The sequence below is a fragment of the Pseudomonas sp. GV047 genome, from assembly GCF_003058245.1.
Classification (GTDB): Bacteria; Pseudomonadota; Gammaproteobacteria; order Pseudomonadales; family Pseudomonadaceae; genus Aquipseudomonas; species Aquipseudomonas marginalis.
In genome coordinates, this window is sequence record NZ_QCWA01000009.1 from 100,392 (window position 1) to 116,140 (window position 15,749).

Annotated in this window: 12 protein-coding genes; 8 read left to right on the forward strand and 4 right to left on the reverse strand. The window is 62.7% G+C overall.

Annotated elements, in window-relative coordinates; all coding sequences use genetic code 11:
- Positions 1 to 38 precede the first annotated feature (38 nt).
- Together C8K58_RS22355 and C8K58_RS22360 are read left to right on the forward strand one after the other, a co-directional pair.
- Positions 39 to 1,337 (forward strand): MFS transporter, encoded by a 1,299-nt coding sequence (locus tag C8K58_RS22355; protein WP_027606432.1) that lies wholly within the window; start codon positions 39 to 41, stop codon positions 1,335 to 1,337.
- Complete coding sequence (locus C8K58_RS22360) at positions 1,334 to 2,311, forward strand: NAD(P)-dependent oxidoreductase (RefSeq protein WP_027606433.1); 978 nt, start codon at positions 1,334 to 1,336, stop codon at positions 2,309 to 2,311. Before C8K58_RS22355 ends, C8K58_RS22360 begins: the two co-directional genes overlap by 4 nt.
- 75 nt (positions 2,312 to 2,386) lie before the next feature.
- Here C8K58_RS22360 and C8K58_RS22365 read toward each other — a convergent pair whose 3' ends face one another.
- Entirely contained in the window at positions 2,387 to 4,012 is a 1,626-nt protein-coding gene (locus C8K58_RS22365; RefSeq protein WP_027606434.1) for a methyl-accepting chemotaxis protein, read from the reverse strand.
- A 233-nt stretch (positions 4,013 to 4,245) separates the two neighbouring features.
- Between C8K58_RS22365 and C8K58_RS22370 the strand changes: the two genes are divergently transcribed.
- From C8K58_RS22370 to C8K58_RS22380, 3 genes are read left to right on the forward strand one after another with little or no spacing between them, the layout of a single operon-like run.
- Positions 4,246 to 5,673, forward strand: coding sequence for a nucleobase:cation symporter-2 family protein (locus C8K58_RS22370; RefSeq protein ID WP_027606435.1), 1,428 nt, complete (start codon positions 4,246 to 4,248; stop codon positions 5,671 to 5,673).
- 13 nt (positions 5,674 to 5,686) lie between these two features.
- A complete protein-coding gene (locus C8K58_RS22375; RefSeq protein ID WP_065927877.1) occupies positions 5,687 to 6,148 on the forward strand; it encodes an LEA type 2 family protein in 462 nt (153 codons plus the stop codon).
- A 7-nt stretch (positions 6,149 to 6,155) separates the two neighbouring features.
- Positions 6,156 to 6,707, forward strand: coding sequence for a GNAT family N-acetyltransferase (locus C8K58_RS22380; RefSeq protein WP_027606437.1), 552 nt, complete (start codon positions 6,156 to 6,158; stop codon positions 6,705 to 6,707).
- A 27-nt stretch (positions 6,708 to 6,734) separates the two neighbouring features.
- Here C8K58_RS22380 and C8K58_RS22385 read toward each other — a convergent pair whose 3' ends face one another.
- Positions 6,735 to 7,661 (reverse strand): carbon-nitrogen hydrolase family protein, encoded by a 927-nt coding sequence (locus C8K58_RS22385; RefSeq protein WP_027606438.1) that lies wholly within the window; start codon positions 7,659 to 7,661, stop codon positions 6,735 to 6,737.
- 91 nt (positions 7,662 to 7,752) lie between these two features.
- On the opposite strand from C8K58_RS22385, the gene C8K58_RS22390 reads away from it, so the two are divergent.
- The gene (locus tag C8K58_RS22390; RefSeq protein WP_098479695.1) at positions 7,753 to 8,673 is read left to right on the forward strand and encodes a LysR family transcriptional regulator; all 921 of its coding nucleotides are present in this window, start codon (positions 7,753 to 7,755) and stop codon (positions 8,671 to 8,673) included.
- Here C8K58_RS22390 and C8K58_RS22395 read toward each other — a convergent pair.
- Entirely contained in the window at positions 8,645 to 8,899 is a 255-nt protein-coding gene (locus C8K58_RS22395) for a hypothetical protein (RefSeq protein ID WP_003190904.1), read from the reverse strand. The two genes, C8K58_RS22390 and C8K58_RS22395, sit on opposite strands and share 29 nt — an antisense overlap.
- Before the next feature lie 165 nt (positions 8,900 to 9,064).
- Here C8K58_RS22395 and C8K58_RS22400 point away from each other — a divergent pair, with 165 nt between their 5' ends.
- Complete coding sequence (locus C8K58_RS22400; RefSeq protein WP_032887039.1) at positions 9,065 to 9,385, forward strand: YqjD family protein; 321 nt, start codon at positions 9,065 to 9,067, stop codon at positions 9,383 to 9,385.
- Between the two features lie 40 nt (positions 9,386 to 9,425).
- On the opposite strand, the gene C8K58_RS22405 is transcribed toward C8K58_RS22400, so the two are convergent.
- A complete protein-coding gene (locus tag C8K58_RS22405; protein ID WP_108574333.1) occupies positions 9,426 to 10,460 on the reverse strand; it encodes an Ldh family oxidoreductase in 1,035 nt (344 codons plus the stop codon).
- A 180-nt stretch (positions 10,461 to 10,640) separates the two neighbouring features.
- Between C8K58_RS22405 and C8K58_RS22410 the strand changes: the two genes are divergently transcribed.
- Positions 10,641 to 15,746 (forward strand): dermonecrotic toxin domain-containing protein, encoded by a 5,106-nt coding sequence (locus C8K58_RS22410; RefSeq protein WP_108574334.1) that lies wholly within the window; start codon positions 10,641 to 10,643, stop codon positions 15,744 to 15,746.
- Positions 15,747 to 15,749: the final 3 nt, after the last annotated feature.

Consider the following 15,749-nt stretch of genomic DNA (forward strand, 5'->3'; position numbering starts at 1 on the left):
CCTGTTGCCACAACTACAACAAGCTCAGGAGCAACCTTATGGACACCGTGAAACTCGCCACCCGCCGTTGGTGGTACATCATGCCCATCGTCTTTATCACCTACAGCCTGGCCTACCTGGACCGCGCCAACTACGGTTTTGCCGCCGCCTCCGGGATGGCCGAGGACCTGATGATCACCCCCGGCATGTCGTCGTTGCTGGGTGCACTGTTTTTCCTTGGCTACTTCTTCTTCCAGGTGCCGGGCGCCATCTATGCGCAAAAGCGCAGCGTCAAGAAGCTGATTTTCGTCAGCCTGATCCTCTGGGGCGGGTTGGCCACCCTGACCGGCGTGGTGTCCAACGCCTACATGCTGATCGTCATTCGCTTCATGCTCGGCGTGGTCGAGGCCGCCGTGATGCCGGCCATGCTGGTGTACCTGTGCCACTGGTTCACCCGTGCCGAGCGCTCGCGGGCCAATACCTTCCTGATCCTCGGCAACCCGGTGACCATGCTGTGGATGTCGGTGGTGTCCGGCTACCTGGTGCAGCATTTCAGCTGGCGCTGGATGTTTATCATCGAAGGCCTGCCGGCGGTGCTGTGGGCATTTATCTGGTGGAAGCTGGCGGATGAAAAACCCGCAGACGCCAAGTGGCTGAGCGAGCAGCACAAAAAAGACCTGGAAAGCGCGTTGGCCGCCGAGCAGGTCGGTATCAAGGCGGTGAAGAATTACGCCGAAGCGTTCCGTTCGCCCAAGGTGATCATCCTGGCGCTGCAGTTTTTCTGCTGGAGCATCGGCGTGTACGGCTTCGTCTTGTGGCTGCCGTCGATCCTCAAGAAAGGCCTGCAGATGGACATGGTCGAAGCCGGCTGGCTCTCGGCCCTGCCCTATCTCGCCGCCGTGATCGCTATGCTGGCGGTGTCGTGGGGCTCGGACAAACTGCAAAAGCGCAAGCGCTTCGTGTGGCCGCCGCTGCTGATTGCCTCCATCGCGTTCTACGCTTCCTACGCTCTGGGCGCCGAACATTTCTGGTGGTCCTACACCCTGCTGGTCATTGCCGGAGCCTGCATGTATGCGCCGTACGGGCCGTTTTTTGCCATTGTCCCGGAAATCCTCCCCGCCAACGTCGCCGGTGGCGCCATGGCGCTGATCAACAGCATGGGCGCCCTCGGCTCGTTCGGCGGCTCCTACCTGGTGGGTTACCTCAATAGCAGCACCGGCTCGCCCGGCGCCTCGTACCTGCTGATGAGCGGCGCGCTGATGCTGTCGGTGGTGCTGACGATTTTCCTCAAGCCCGGCGCCAGTGACCGTGAACGCGCGCCCATCTCGACCCTCGAATTGAAGGTGAAAACCCCATGAAAAAGTCTGTGGTTCTGTACAAGAAGCTCTCCGCACCGTTGATGGCGCGCCTGCATGAACAGTGCGACGTCACCCTGATAGACGCACTGGACGAGACCGGCCTGGCCAAGCTGCGCGATGCACTGCCTACCGCCCATGGCCTGCTGGGTGCCAGCCTGCGCCTGGATGCCGGCTTGCTCGACCTCGCGCCGCAACTGGAAGCCGTGGCCAGCGTGTCCGTGGGGGTCGACAACTACGATATCGACTACCTGACCCGGCGCGGCATCCTGCTCAGCAACACCCCGGACGTGCTCACCGAAACCACCGCCGACACCGGCTTCGCGCTGATCCTGGCCACCGCCCGGCGTGTGGTGGAGCTGGCCGACATGGTGCGCGCCGGCCAGTGGAACAAGAATATCGGCCCGTCACACTTCGGCAGCGACGTGCATGGCAAGACCCTGGGCATCATCGGCATGGGCCGCATCGGCGAAGCCTTGGCCCAGCGCGGGCATTTCGGTTTTGGCATGCCGGTGCTCTACCACAGCCATTCGCCCAAGCCGGCGGTGGAACAGCGCTTTGGCGCGCAGTACCGCAGCCTCGACGACTTGCTGCAACAGGCCGATTTTGTCTGCCTGACCCTGCCGCTGACCGCCGAAACCGAGAAGCTGATTGGCGCCGAGCAATTTGCGCGGATGGGCCCGCAGACGATCTTTATCAATATCTCGCGGGGCAAGGTGGTGGACGAGGCGGCGTTGGTGGACGCCTTGCAGCAACGTACGATTCGGGCGGCGGGGTTGGATGTGTTCGAGAAAGAACCGCTCAGCCACGACTCGCCGTTGCTGCGTTTGAACAACGTGGTGGCGACGCCGCATATCGGCTCGGCGACCCATGAGACGCGGGAGGCGATGGCCAAGTGTGCGGTGGATAATCTGTTGCAGGCGCTGGCGGGTGAAAAACCCAAGAATCTGGTGAACCCAGGGGCCTGGAAGCAATAGCTTCTGACACCACACAGAACACATGTGGGAGGGGGCTTGCCCCCTCCCACATTTGATTGCATTGCAAAAAGTGGGTCAGATAACGAACCTCGCCACCATCCCATTCAAGTCCACCGCCAGGCGCGACAGCTCATGGCTGGCGGCACTGGTCTGGTTGGCGCCCGCCGCCGACTGGGTCGCCAGGTCGCGGATGTTCACCAGGTTGCGGTCCACTTCGCGGGAGACCTGGGCCTGTTCTTCCGACGCGCTGGCGATCACCAGGTTGCGTTCGTTGATCAGGCTGATGGACTGGGTGATCTGCTCCAGGGCCACGCCGGCGGCGCGGGCCATTTCCAGGGTGTCCTGGGTGCGCTGGTTGCTCTGCTGCATCGACTGCACCGCTTCACCGGTGCCGTTCTGGATGCCGGCGACCATCTTCTCGATTTCCTGGGTCGACTGTGCCGTGCGATGGGCCAAGGCCCGCACCTCATCCGCTACCACCGCAAAGCCGCGGCCGGCTTCACCGGCGCGGGCCGCTTCGATGGCGGCGTTGAGCGCCAGCAGGTTGGTCTGCTCGGCAATCGCGCGGATCACGTCCAGCACCTTGCCGATGTCACGGCCCTGGGTGGCCAGGCCTTCGATCATCGCGGCAGTGTTTTGGACGTCCTGGGTCATGGTCTGGATCGCGCCGACGGTTTCCATCACCCGGTCGCGACCCGACCGCGCGGCCTGGTTGGACTGGTTGGAGGCCTCGGAGGTGGACACCGCATTGCGCGCCACTTCTTCCACCGCCGCGGTCATCTCGTTGACCGCCGTGGCGGCCTGGTCGATTTCATTGTTCTGTTGCTGCAGGCCCCGGGACGCTTCCTCGGTCACGGCGCTCAACTCTGTCGCCGCCGAGGCCAGCTGCGTGGCCGAACCGGCAATGTGCTGGATGGTCTGGCGCAGGTTGGTTTGCATGGTCGACAGGGCGTTGATCAGGCGCGCGGGTTCATCGTTGCCATTATCTTCAACGACGCTGGTCAGGTTGCCACCGGCGATGGTTTCAGCCACCTGAACGGCTTTGCGCAACGGCGTGACAATGCTGCGGGTCAGCAGCCAGGCCAGCAGCACCGTCAGCAGTGCAGCGCTGACCGAAACCACGATAATCCCGGTGATGGCACTGGTGTAACTGTGCCCTGCCGCGTCGCTGGCTTGCTTGGCGTTGGCGGCATTGATCGCAATCAGCTTGTTCAACTGCTCGCCCATCTGATCGGTGCCTTCCTTGATCCGGGTATTGATCAGGGTGCGCATCTGCTCGACGTCGCCTTGCTTGGACAGCGCCAGCATGTCCGCCTGGGCCTTGAAGTAGTTATCCAGGGTGCTGACAAACGTCTTGTACAACGCCGCTTCCTCAGTACCGGCGGGTAATGCCGCGTAGCCGGCCTGGGCCGTCTTGACCTTGTCGACCAGCACGCCGATGCGGGTTTCGGCTTCCTGCAGGCCGGCTGGCTCGCGGTTGACCAGCACTCGAAATGACAGGATACGCATGCGCAGGACGTTCTCCGTCATCTGGGCCAGGTACGTCACGCTGGGCAGCTGGTTGCTGCTCATGTCCACCGAGGCCTGGCGGATCAACGTCATGCGGTTGGCCGCGAACCCGCCCAACACCACCACTAACAGGGCGATGAAGGCGAAACCGAGGGAAGCGCGAGGGGCGATATTCAGGTGACGGAGCGACATAAGGGCGATCTCGAAATAGAGTGGCGGCGCGCGTCCATGCCACGAAACGATCAGCCAGCGTCAACGCACTGCCTGACACCGGCCATCACTGTTGTTTTTGATAGATGGGCCTATAAGCAGTATCGGCAGGAATCGGGGTTTTATGCAGGGTCTTTATAAATATTTTTTTACACTTCTGACGCCGGGCCGTTTCTGGCATCCTGCGCCTCCATTTTCTGACCCGAGCCCTCATTTTGTCTGACGCTCAAGCCCCCCGCCCCCGCTATAAATCCGACCTGATCTACGGCCTCGAGGACCGCCCGCATTTCAGTGCGGCGATATTTGCCGCGTTGCAGCACGTGCTGGCCAGTTTCGTCGGCATCATCACCCCCACCCTGATCGTCGGTGGCGTGCTCGGGCTGGAAAGCGAAGTGCCCTACCTGGTGAGCATGGCGCTGTTTGTCTCGGGGCTCGGCACCTTTGTGCAGGCGCGCACGTTCGGCCCTATCGGTTCGGGGCTGCTGTGCCTGCAAGGCACCAGTTTCTCGTTTATCAGCGTGATTCTCAGCGCGGGGTTCATGGTCAAGGCCCGGGGCGGCGGCACCGATGAGATCCTCTCGACGATCTTTGGCATCTGCTTTTTCGCGGCGTTTATCGAAGTGGTGCTCAGCCAGTTCATCGGCAAGTTGCGCAAACTGATCACCCCGGTGGTGACCGGCACCATCATTACCCTGATGGGCCTGTCGCTGATCAAGGTGGCCGTTACCGACATGGCCGGCGGCTTTGGCGCCAGCGACCTGGGCGCGGCGAGCAACATGGGCCTGGCGGCCCTGGTGCTGCTGACCATCGTGGTGCTCAACCGCTTCAATAACCCGTTCCTGCGCCTGGGTTCGATCGTGATCGGCCTGGCCCTGGGCTTTGTGGTGGCCTGGTACCTGGGCCGCGTCGATATGGCGGCATTGCCCCAGGTGCCGCTGATCAGCGTGCCGGTGCCGTTCAAGTACGGTTTTTCGTTCGACTGGGTGGCGTTTATCCCGGTGGCGGTGATCTTCCTGATTTCGCCCCTGGAAGCGGCCGGTGACTTGACGGCCAACTCGATGATTTCCCAACAGCCGGTCAAGGGCCCGCTGTACATCAAGCGCATCAAGTCGGGCCTGTTGGCCGACGGCCTCAACTCGGCGATGGCGGCGACCTTCAACAGCCTGCCGATGGTGACGTTCGCCCAGAACAACGGCGTGATCCAGTTGACCGGCGTGGCCAGCCGCTACGTGGCGTACTTCATTGCCGGCCTGCTGGTGCTGCTGGGGCTGTTCCCGATGATCGGCGCGGTGCTGCAACTGATGCCCAAGCCGGTGCTGGGCGGCGCGACCCTGATCATGTTCGGCACTGTCGCCGTGGCCGGCATCAAGATCCTCGCCGAAGCCGGGCTGCACCGCCGCAATGTGCTGATCGTGGCGATCTCCCTGGGCATGGGCCTGGGCGTGGCCGCCGTGCCGGAAGTGTTGCGCGACCTGCCCAAGGCGCTGCACAACATCTTCGAATCGCCGATCACCGTGGGCGCGTTCTGTGCAATCCTGCTGAACATTTTCCTGCCGGAAGCGTTCATAGAGCTGGAAGAAGATGAATTTGATCCGGAGTCCTCTACCCTCAAAGTGATGCAGGACCCGGACGTCACGAAATAGGAGCACCCTTTGCATGCGCAAGCTCATGGTTCTATCGCTGCTACTGCTGAGCCTGAGCGCCTGTGCGCTGTTCCCCAACCGCGACCCGGTGAATATCAATGTGGTGGGCATCGAGCCGCTGCAAAGCCAGGACCTGGAAGTGCGCTTCGCCGTGAAACTGCGGGTGCAGAACCCCAATGAAACGGCGATCGACTACAACGGCGTGGCCCTGGATCTGGAGGTCAATGGCCGGCCGCTGGCGTCGGGGGTGAGTGATCAGCGCGGCAGCATCCCGCGTTTTTCCGAGACCGTGCTGATGGTGCCGGTGAGCGTTTCGGCGTTTTCCGTGCTGCGCCAGACCTTGGGCCTGAGCCAGACCCAGAGCCTCAACAACCTGCCCTACGTGCTGCGGGGCAAACTGGCGGGCGGGCTGTTCGGCACGATGCGCTTTGTGGACCGTGGCACGCTGGACTTGCCGAATACCGCGACCTGGTAATGACACCATGCAACCGACACTCTTTACCGAACGCCTGATCCTGCGCCCGCTGACCCTGGACGATGCCGAAGGGATCCAGCAGCAATTCGCGCATTGGGACGTGGTGCGTTACCTCAACGCCCTGGTGCCGTGGCCCTACCCGGCCGACGGCGCGCGCACCTACCTGGAGCACATCGCCCTGCCCGCCATGGCTTGTGGCGAGGAATGGCATTGGTCCCTGCGCCTGAAAAGCGCGCCTGGACAGTTGATTGGTAACGTCAGCTTGATGGACGAGCAGGATAACAACCGCGGGTTCTGGCTGGGGCCGCAATGGCAGGGGCAAGGGTTGATGGCCGAAGCCAGCGCGGCGGTGACCGACTACTGGTTCGGCGTGCTCAAGCGCCCTGTGCTGCGAGTTCCCAAGGCCGCGCCCAACCTGGGCTCGCGGCGGATTTCCGAGCGTACGGGTATGCGTTTGATCAGAACGGATGAAGGTGAGTTTGTGGCAGGTACTTTCCCACGGGATATCTGGGAAATGACCCGCGAGGAATGGCTGGAAAACCAATCCTCTAAACGCTGAGGGGCCCTGCCACATTTCCACCGGCTTTCAGTCGGTGATATAGCGCACACCTGGCTTGGCGCGCTCATCCACCACCAGCTCGAACACATCCGGGCGGGCGTAATGCCCCACCACGTCATAGTCGTACCGCGCTCGCACCAGGTCATCGGTGTCGATCTGCGCCGTCAGCAGCCCGGCCTCCCCCACCAGTGGCCCGGCGAGGATGTCGCCCATCGGGCCGACAATCACGCTGCCGCCGGCGATCAACGGGCGTTCCGCAGGCCAGTTGGCGACCTCGATGCCCAATGCCTGGGGCGAGGCCTGCACCTGGCACGCACTGACCACAAAGCAGCGCCCTTCATGCGCCACATGGCGCATGCTCACCTGCCACATCTCGCGCTCATCCACCGTCGGCGCGCACCATACCTCGACGCCCTTGGCGTACATCGCGGTGCGCAGCAGCGGCATCATGTTTTCCCAGCACACCGCACCGCCGATACGCCCTGCCGCCGCGTCGATCACCGGCAAGGTCGAGCCGTCGCCCTTGCCCCAGATCAGCCGCTCGGTGCCGGTGGGCATCAGTTTGCGGTGCTTGGCCACCAGGCCGCCCGTGGGTTCGACATACAGCACGGTGCAATACAAACTGCTGCCACTGCGCTCGATCACCCCCAGCACCAGGCTGGCGCCGGTACGTGCCGACAGGCCGGCCAGGGCCTCGGTCTCGGCGCCCGGCACATCGATGGCGTTGGCAAAGTAGCGGGCAAAGGCTTCGCGGCCTTCGGGCAGGCGATAGCCCAATTGGGTGCCGAATCCTTCACCCTTGGGATAGCCGCCGAGCAGCGCTTCGGGCATCACCACCAATTGCGCGCCGCTGCGCAGGATCTCGTCTTCATAGGCGAGGATTTGCGCCAGGGTGTCGGCCTTGCCGCCAGGCAGGGAACCGATTTGCAGGGCCGCCACAGTAGAAACGGGCATCACGATCACTCCAGATAAGGGGGGTTGCCCATTCTCTCGCCAGGCTCGATCATGAATAAAGCCCACCTCAGTGCTGAATGATATGAGCCAGATGAATATCGCCCAGGTCGACCTGAACCTGCTGAAAACCTTCGAAGCCCTGCACGATGAGTCCAGCGCCAGCCGCGCGGCGTTGCGCCTGGGTGTCACGCAGTCGGCCATCAGTGCAGGCCTGCGACGTCTGCGCGACGTCTATGGCGACCAATTGTTTGTGCGCACCGGCCGTGGCCTGGCGCCGACGCTGCGGGCCAACCAATTGAAACCGGTGATCAGCGAGGCGCTGGAGCGCTGTCGGCAAAGCCTGGCGATGGTCAATCCGGACAACCCGAATTATCAAGGCCGGTCGGTGGTGGTGGGCCTGTCGGATGACTTCGAGATCGCCTATGGCCGCCGGCTGATGGATGCCATCGCACAGCGCCTGCCACAGTTGCGGGTAATCTTCCGCCAGACCCACAGCCAGATCGTTGCCGGTGCCCTGCTCGACCGCAGCCTGGACCTGGCGATTACCGCAGGCGGCTTTGCGCAAAGCCGGTTGAGTCGGCAGGTACTGGGAGAGGGGGATTATCGCTGCGTCGTGGACCCACGCAGCCTGGCGCCGGGCCAGGAAAGTCTCAGCCTGGATGAATTTGTCACCCGCGAGCATGTGCTGGTGTCGTCAGGCGGGTTCATCGGCATCACCGACGAAGGGCTGGCAGCGCAGGGCCTGAGCCGCCAGGTGTGCGCCTCGACCAGTCATTTTGCCGCACTGCCGTTTCTGCTCAAGGGCAGCCAGGCGGTGGCGACCATTCCCGGGCATGCGGCGCAGGCCATCGCCGAGATGACCGGCCTGCGGGTCCTGCCCTGCCCGCTGGCGCTGCCGCGCTACCCGGTGGAACTGGGTTGGCGCACCCAGGCCCAGCTTGATCCGATGTTGCTTAAAGTACGCGAAGCGATTGCCGCCGGCTTTACTTCGCCGCCGCCATCAACTTGTTGACTTCGCTGCGCACCATGTTGGAAAACTCCGGCGGCGACATGCCGTCGAGTTCGGCGCGGACCCATTCGGCCCACTTGCCCTTGCGCTTGGCGCGCTCACCGAACAACCGCGCGGCTTCGCCCTTGGCTTTGCCCAGGTTGGTTTGCCACAGGTCGTAGAGGCGGGACTTTTCATCTTCCAGCTCGGCGCGTTCGGCGAGGGTCTTGTTGGCGAGATTGAAGCTCATGTTGAAATTCCTGCTGCACAAATAGACGACATCTTACACTGTAGGTCGATTTTTCCGGATTCGGATTTCGTTCGCCAGTGCCGACCCGGCAAAAAAACTGCAACTTTTGCCACCGCCCGGCACTCCATTGTTCACTGTCACATTCACCTGCAAGGAGTCACACCCATGGCCCGCAAAACTGCCGCCCAAGCTGTTGAAGATCAAATCAAGGATCAAGCATTCAGTGAACTGACGGCCCTGATCGAAGAATCGGACAAGCTGCTTAAAAGCAGCGCTGCCCTGGTGGGCGAAGAAGGCGAAACCCTGCGCGAACAGGTCGCCATCAAACTCAAGCAGGCACTGGACTCGGTATCCAACGTGCGCGAGCGCAGCAAGCCGGTGGTCGATGCCACCGAAACCTACATCGGTGGCCATCCATGGCAGACCGTGGCGATCTCCGCGGGCTTTGGCCTGGTGGTTGGCCTGCTGCTGGGTCGCCGTAACTGACCGACACATGCCCGTAGCAGCTGACGAGCCTCGTCAACTGCTACGTAGCCCAGTCCCGCAGCTGGTTCAACGCGTCCAGATCCACCACCACGCCCTCCTCCAACGACTTCGCCCGTATGCGATGACGTCGATCCCCCGGTAAGCGCCGCAACCCCGCCGCATGCATCTGCCGCACCAGTTCCTGGCTGCGCTCGGCGAAGCTTTGCCCGGCGGTTTTGCTGGGGTCGATCACGATCAACAGTTGCCCGGTCCAGGGCGTGCGTGCGCCGGGGTGGTCGGCCCAGTTGAACTCGAAGGAAAAGTTACCGCCCGTCAAGGCCGCCGCCAGCAATTCGACCATCATCGACAACGCCGAGCCCTTGTGCCCGCCAAAGGGCAACAATGCGCCGCCTTCCAGCACAGCCTTGGGGTCGGTGGTGGGCTGGCCGAGGCTGTCGACCCCCATGCCCGGCGGCAAGCGCTCACCCTTGCGCGCGGCAATCTGCACGTCGCCGTGGGCGATGGCGCTGGTGGCCAGGTCGAACACAATCGGCAAGCCGTCGGCACGCGGCGCGGCAAAGGCAATGGGGTTGGTGCCGAACAGCGGCCGGTCGGCGCCATGGGGCACCACGCACGTCATGCTGTTGACCACGCTCAGCGCCACCAATCCTTGCTCGGCGAAGGGTTCGACATCCGGCCACAAGGCCGCGAAGTGATGGGAATTGTGGATCGCCAGCAGTGCGATACCGGCACTGCGAGCCTTATCCACCAGCAGCGCGCGCGCCGCTTCAAGGGCCGGCTGGGCAAACCCGTTGCCGGCGTCTACCCGTACAAAGCCGGACGCCACATCAGTGACCACCGGCACCGCCTTGCCATTGACCCAGCCACTGGCCAACGTGCTGAGGTAACCGGGGATGCGGAAAATGCCGTGGCTATGGGCGCCGTCACGCTCGGCACTGGCGCAATTGCGCGCCAGGATTTCGGCCACTTCCGGCGCGGTGCCGTGTTTCACGAATACCGCACTCAGCAACCCCACCAGGTCGTTGAAACCGATGAGGGCTGTGGCGTTGTCGACTATCGGGGACTGGGCAGGCATCTGTAGCTCCGATTTTATAATTGGAAGAGACAACAAGAATCCAGGCCGATGATTAAACAACGCCTGCCGTGCCTGCTGTCAACGGGCGCTTGAGATCTGCGCCAGTTATCTACCGCCCTCCACGTGATGCCAGCACCTACTTTGGAGCCTCAAACGCGCCATACCGATGGAGAGTGCAGCATGGCAAACGTCACCCCACCTTATTTCTTCGAAGAACTGTTGCGCCCGGACCGACGCAAGGAACCGACGGAACGGGAGCGTGCGCTCGGGTTCACCGTCAAGGACCTTGACTGGCTGAACACGCTGTATTACGCCACTGACGCGATACGCATGGCGCCGACGGAAACCGGCTATCCCATGCGGGTGGAAAGGCTGCTGGTGGGCCTCGCCGACCAACCTGCCATCCCATTGGCCGGCGCCTTCGTGATGAGCCCGACACCCGACGAGGCCAAGACCGTGCTCTATACGCCCTACGGCGGCCTGGAGCTGTTCGCAAGCCACACCGGGTTGTTCGATGCACTCGGCGACCGCCTGGCTCAACCGCAGCACCGCGCCGACCTGCTGAGTTTCCTGTCGATCGACGAGCGGGATGGGCTTGAGACGGACACACGACTGACAGTCACCACCGCAGTGATCGAGGGCGCAGTGATGGAGGACCAGGAACGCGTGATCCTCGCGGCCCAGCAGAAAAATGTGCTGGCGATGCTCGCCGAGCTGCGCAAACTCCCCAGCCTGCGCGAGATGCTCGACACCTTGCTCGGCATCATGGCCCGCACCTATTTTCCAGGGGTGAACCAGAGCAACACCCGGGTGAACTTTTTCCGCCGTGCGGCCACGGCCGCGGACATGCACTGGGTCGCCTCCGAACCGCTGCGGGATGCGCTGTTGCGCTTCTATGTGCAGCAGGCCTGGCCCACGGACCAGACCCACACGTATTTCAACATCGGGCATGACACCCGGGCCTTCAGCGCCGAGCAACTGGTCCAGGAGCAACAGCGCTGGGACAGCGTGGTCGAACAAACCGCCAGCATTCTTTCGAAGTTATTGAACAGCCTGCTGCAAACCTACTGGAACGAAGACTTCAAGGATGGCCAGTCGCGCGTGCGCTTCTTCAGCCGGGTCATGGCTGACAAGTTTCGCGCCGACCTGTTGTTCAAGCACCAGGCAACGATCCTCAGCAGCGCTGAAAGCCTGCGGCTGCGCACGGTATTCCTTCCGGACCAGGCCGCGCGCAAAGCCGTTGACAGCCAGCTGAACATCGAAAAAGTGCGGGTGCATGCGCCTTTTCAGCATTACGTCGAGCTGGCCAGCACCCTGATGATCAGCACTGCCCACGCGTACCTCTACACCCAATCCCGTGGCTTGCAGGTACTCGCCGACCTCAAGGACCTCAACGACACCCTGCTGGCCATGCTCAAGACCGCGGGGCACGAAGACGAGTTGCTCAATTTCCTGTCCATGGATGAGCGCAGCGTATTCGTCGGCATGGATCAAATCCAGGTGACCGGAACACCTGTCGCCGGCGATGTGTTCCAGGAAACGGTCGCGGACATCGTCGCCAAACAGCTCGGCAACCTTGAGCATGCGCTCGGGCTTTATCGGCGCAGCGCAGGCAACGTCGACCTGGCCGCCCTGCTCGACAGCGCCCTGGACGTACGCAACATGCTCGACACTCGGTTGCTGGAGCAGGAAAGCGACGGACGCTGGTCCATCCATCCGATTAGCAGCGGCAATGGCCGCCCCTCCACCGTCCAGGCGGAAAAAGCCAGGCTGCACCTGCAACGCCTGCAGGCGGTCGAGGCGGCAATGGCACGGGAGCGCAGCCAACTCCCAACCCTGCGCACCCTGGCCGCCCATGCCCTGCAGGTGGAGTTGAGCAGACGAAACCTGGACCTGCAGCCCGAAGACGTCTACATCAATACCTACCCCACCCAGGCCCAGGAGCGCGAAGAGCGCTTGCCCCAGGCGTCTTCGAGCATGGTCGAGCACTTTATCGCCCGCCTGGCCAGGCAAGCCGATGCCCTGCCCGCGTCCTACCTGACCTGGTTCTACGGCAAGCGCAGCGCCGGTGCCGCCTACAAACTGAACAACCTGACCCTCGCGACCTTCAACGCGATCATCGACCAGGTAGTGAGCACGTTTGCCCGCAATGACCTGCGCAGCTTGCCGAATGTGCTGCTGGAGAATAACCAGGCGCACCTGAGCCAGGGCATGCTGCAAGGCCTGAACGGCGAAGCGCAACTGCGGGCGCTGAACAAGAGCCTGTCGCCCGCCGGCCTGGCGTTGCTGGACAGCACGCTCCAGGCCGACAGCATGACCCGCCTCACCCGCCATGGCTTGAACGGCTTTATCCCGGATGCGTTCGGCCTGACTGTCCGCATCGGCTCGGATGCCACGCCCCATGCCCTGGCCAATTGTTTTGTATTGACCGAACGTGGCGGCCTGGACAACGTGCATTCAGGCATGGCGCTGTTGTGGACGCCCCATGGCGGCTATGAAGCCTTTGCATCGATCAAGGCCCTGCGCGATGACCTGGAGCAACGCCTGCAGGATCCCCGGCGGCGACTGCCCCTGATGGAAAACCTGCGCGTCTCCAAGCGCGTGCCCCATCAGGCCTGTCAGCTCGGCCCACTGCAACGTATCGACGATCACCTGCTGCATGACCGGCAACAGACCTACAGCGACTTCACCCGTGACGAGATCAATCATCTGTTCTGGATGGGACTGAAGGCCGCGCGTTTGCAGACCGGCATGGACAACCTGATCCGCCGCCCGCCACCGAGCAACCTGCCCAGGGCCATCGCCATCGCGCACGCGCTGGTCCGCCAGCAGGCGCTGCCGGTAGGGCTGGGCATGGCGCCACCCCACGAGCAAATCCTCCACGCCGAACTGCTGGAGCAATACCGCATCAGCGCACCGGACGCACGTGACTACCTGCACAGCATCACGCCGATGCGCAATGAAGCCCGGCGTGTGCTTGCGGAACTGCTCAACGCGCGTTTTCCGGGGCAAGTGGTCAATCCGGATAACGTATTGATACCCGGCCGTATCGACCTGAAAGGTAACGCCCAGACCCTGACGGACTTTGCCTTGCGGCACTTGCCCGAACTCAGTGGCGACGCCATACGGCCACGTTCGCGTACCGCCACGCCGCTGCCGGCGGCATTGGACGGCAATGCCATCGTGCAGCTGGTGCGCCAACTGGATTTGAAACGCCTCTACCAGGCCCGGCTCACCCCTCTTCTCAAGGGTCAGTCCGAAGAGGCCCGCGAACGGCGTCGATTGTTCTGCCGGCAATTGCCCTGGCAATTGCTGCAATACGCCCATGGGCAAACCCTCGATGAGCGGCTGTCCGCCTCGGCCTGGAGCTATATCCAGCAAGCCTTCGACATGCCCGATGCGGTGGCGCGGGCCGCCGTGCGTGGCGCGACCGCGATCGTTCGTCCGCTTGAGTTGATCGCCACCGAGGGCGCGGCGCGGGTCAAGGCGCTGGGCTGCTACCTGATCGGGCCGGCCGCCGGCATCCGCGGCCCACTGGTCCTGTACGCGCCCTACAGTCCCAGGCATCTATTGCGCGAATACGCGGATGAAGCCGCGCTGCTCCATGAATTCACCACCCCGGGCGCACTGCAGGATTGGATAGTCGGGCAGCTGGATGCGCCCCATCAAGCGACTTACCGCAACTTGCTGGGCGAGCGTTGGAGCCAAGGATTGTCCGAGATTCGTCTTGGCGTATCGCCCATCGGCGGCAACCTGCTGAACCAGTTGTTCGATGACAATAGTGAGATGCTGCTGCGGATGCTGGCCCGCCAGTTCGAGCGATTGGGCAGCGCCCAATGGGACGCGGTCACCAGCCTGTTCAGCGAGGAAATCCCCAAGGGCCTGCAATTGCTGGCCGGCAAGCTCGCCTATCCGCTGGTGGTGTGGCGCAGCTATGAATTGTTCAAGGCCTCCGCTGAAGACCTGCAGCAACATCGCTGGCAACACGCGCTCAAGACCTTTGCCGCCGGGGTGGCCGAGCTGGCCTCTTTGCGCAGGGACATGGACAAGGCCTTTGCGCCCTCACCCGATAGGTCGGCTGACCTGGACCTGACCGCTCCCGGGCGTACCCATTTGCAAGCGTTTGAAAACCATGGGGTGGCCTTGGCTGATTTGAAGCAAGTTTCACCCAACAGCCCCTATCGAGATGAGACCGGCACCCGCGATTTTGTCGCGGTGGCAGGCAAGGTCTACCCGGTGAAAAAAGCCGGGCAACGCTGGCGCCTGAGCAACGGCGAGTTGCACGGCCCTTATGTACAACACCATGCCCAGGGCGGCTGGACACTGGACCTGGATCGACATCATCCACGCTACGGAAAAACCTTGAGTCGCTACACCGGCAGGGTGCAAACACGGGCGGCCGAGCGCGATGCCATCAATATCGAAGCGGCGGGCATGCGGGAAATTGCGGCGTTGTCGAGTTGGAAAGCCCAGTGCATCGATGAAGCGCTCAATGTCGCGACGTACTATGCGGTCACCTGCAAGCGCAACCTCCTGCACTTTGCCACGCACCTGGACCCCAACGGCCGCGCGGGGCGGTTTTTCAGTGAGTTGTTCGGCGTGGTCACGCTGACCTCCGATCAAGTGCAAAGAGTCGAGCGACGCGTCGACGAACTGCTCGATGAGTTGACCAATCACACCCTGATCGGTCCCGACTCACAGCGTTTTGTCGCCGGCACCCATCGCTATAGCCCACACGACACGTTTGCCTTCGTACTGCCCAATGACACGGAGCAGAAAATCTATTTGCTCGATCGCTTCTTCGACCCGCACATGGATATCTACCAAAACCGTCTGAACACGCCCTTCAACCTCTCTGCCCATGCACGGGCAACGGTGCTGATTCACGAAATCACCCACATCAAATCCTTGACCGAAGACCTGGCCTACCTGGACAGCATGCGGCCGTTCCACGACCTGATCAATGTCAGCATCCGCGGCGCCAGGCCGATGCAGACCGACCTGGCCGACTTGCGTGAGACCGCCTTGTCCACCCTCACGCCCGCCGCCCTGCTGTTCAAGACCTGGGACGATTTTTCCCAGGAATGGGAAGACTTCGGCAGCAACCGCGGGACCACACCGGCCAAGGACAAGGTGCTGAGCACCACCGGCACTCGCACCCTCAGTGATGCCCGTGCCATCTTCATGAGCGACGCCGATAAACGTATCGATACCATTCTGGCGAATGCCGACTCGGTGACCTACATGATCAGCCAACTCGGCCGGGAACTGGATGCGGGAGCCTGAACA

Coding starts and splice junctions, on each gene's coding strand:
- C8K58_RS22355 (WP_027606432.1), top strand. CDS start 39: ATGGACACCGTGAAACTCGCCACCCGCCGTTGGTGGTACATCATGCCC.
- C8K58_RS22360 (WP_027606433.1), top strand. CDS start 1,334: ATGAAAAAGTCTGTGGTTCTGTACAAGAAGCTCTCCGCACCGTTGATG.
- C8K58_RS22365 (WP_027606434.1), bottom strand. CDS start 4,012: ATGTCGCTCCGTCACCTGAATATCGCCCCTCGCGCTTCCCTCGGTTTC.
- C8K58_RS22375 (WP_065927877.1), top strand. CDS start 5,687: ATGCGCAAGCTCATGGTTCTATCGCTGCTACTGCTGAGCCTGAGCGCC.
- C8K58_RS22380 (WP_027606437.1), top strand. CDS start 6,156: ATGCAACCGACACTCTTTACCGAACGCCTGATCCTGCGCCCGCTGACC.
- C8K58_RS22385 (WP_027606438.1), bottom strand. CDS start 7,661: ATGCCCGTTTCTACTGTGGCGGCCCTGCAAATCGGTTCCCTGCCTGGC.
- C8K58_RS22390 (WP_098479695.1), top strand. CDS start 7,753: ATGAATATCGCCCAGGTCGACCTGAACCTGCTGAAAACCTTCGAAGCC.
- C8K58_RS22395 (WP_003190904.1), bottom strand. CDS start 8,899: ATGAGCTTCAATCTCGCCAACAAGACCCTCGCCGAACGCGCCGAGCTG.
- C8K58_RS22400 (WP_032887039.1), top strand. CDS start 9,065: ATGGCCCGCAAAACTGCCGCCCAAGCTGTTGAAGATCAAATCAAGGAT.
- C8K58_RS22405 (WP_108574333.1), bottom strand. CDS start 10,460: ATGCCTGCCCAGTCCCCGATAGTCGACAACGCCACAGCCCTCATCGGT.
- C8K58_RS22410 (WP_108574334.1), top strand. CDS start 10,641: ATGGCAAACGTCACCCCACCTTATTTCTTCGAAGAACTGTTGCGCCCG.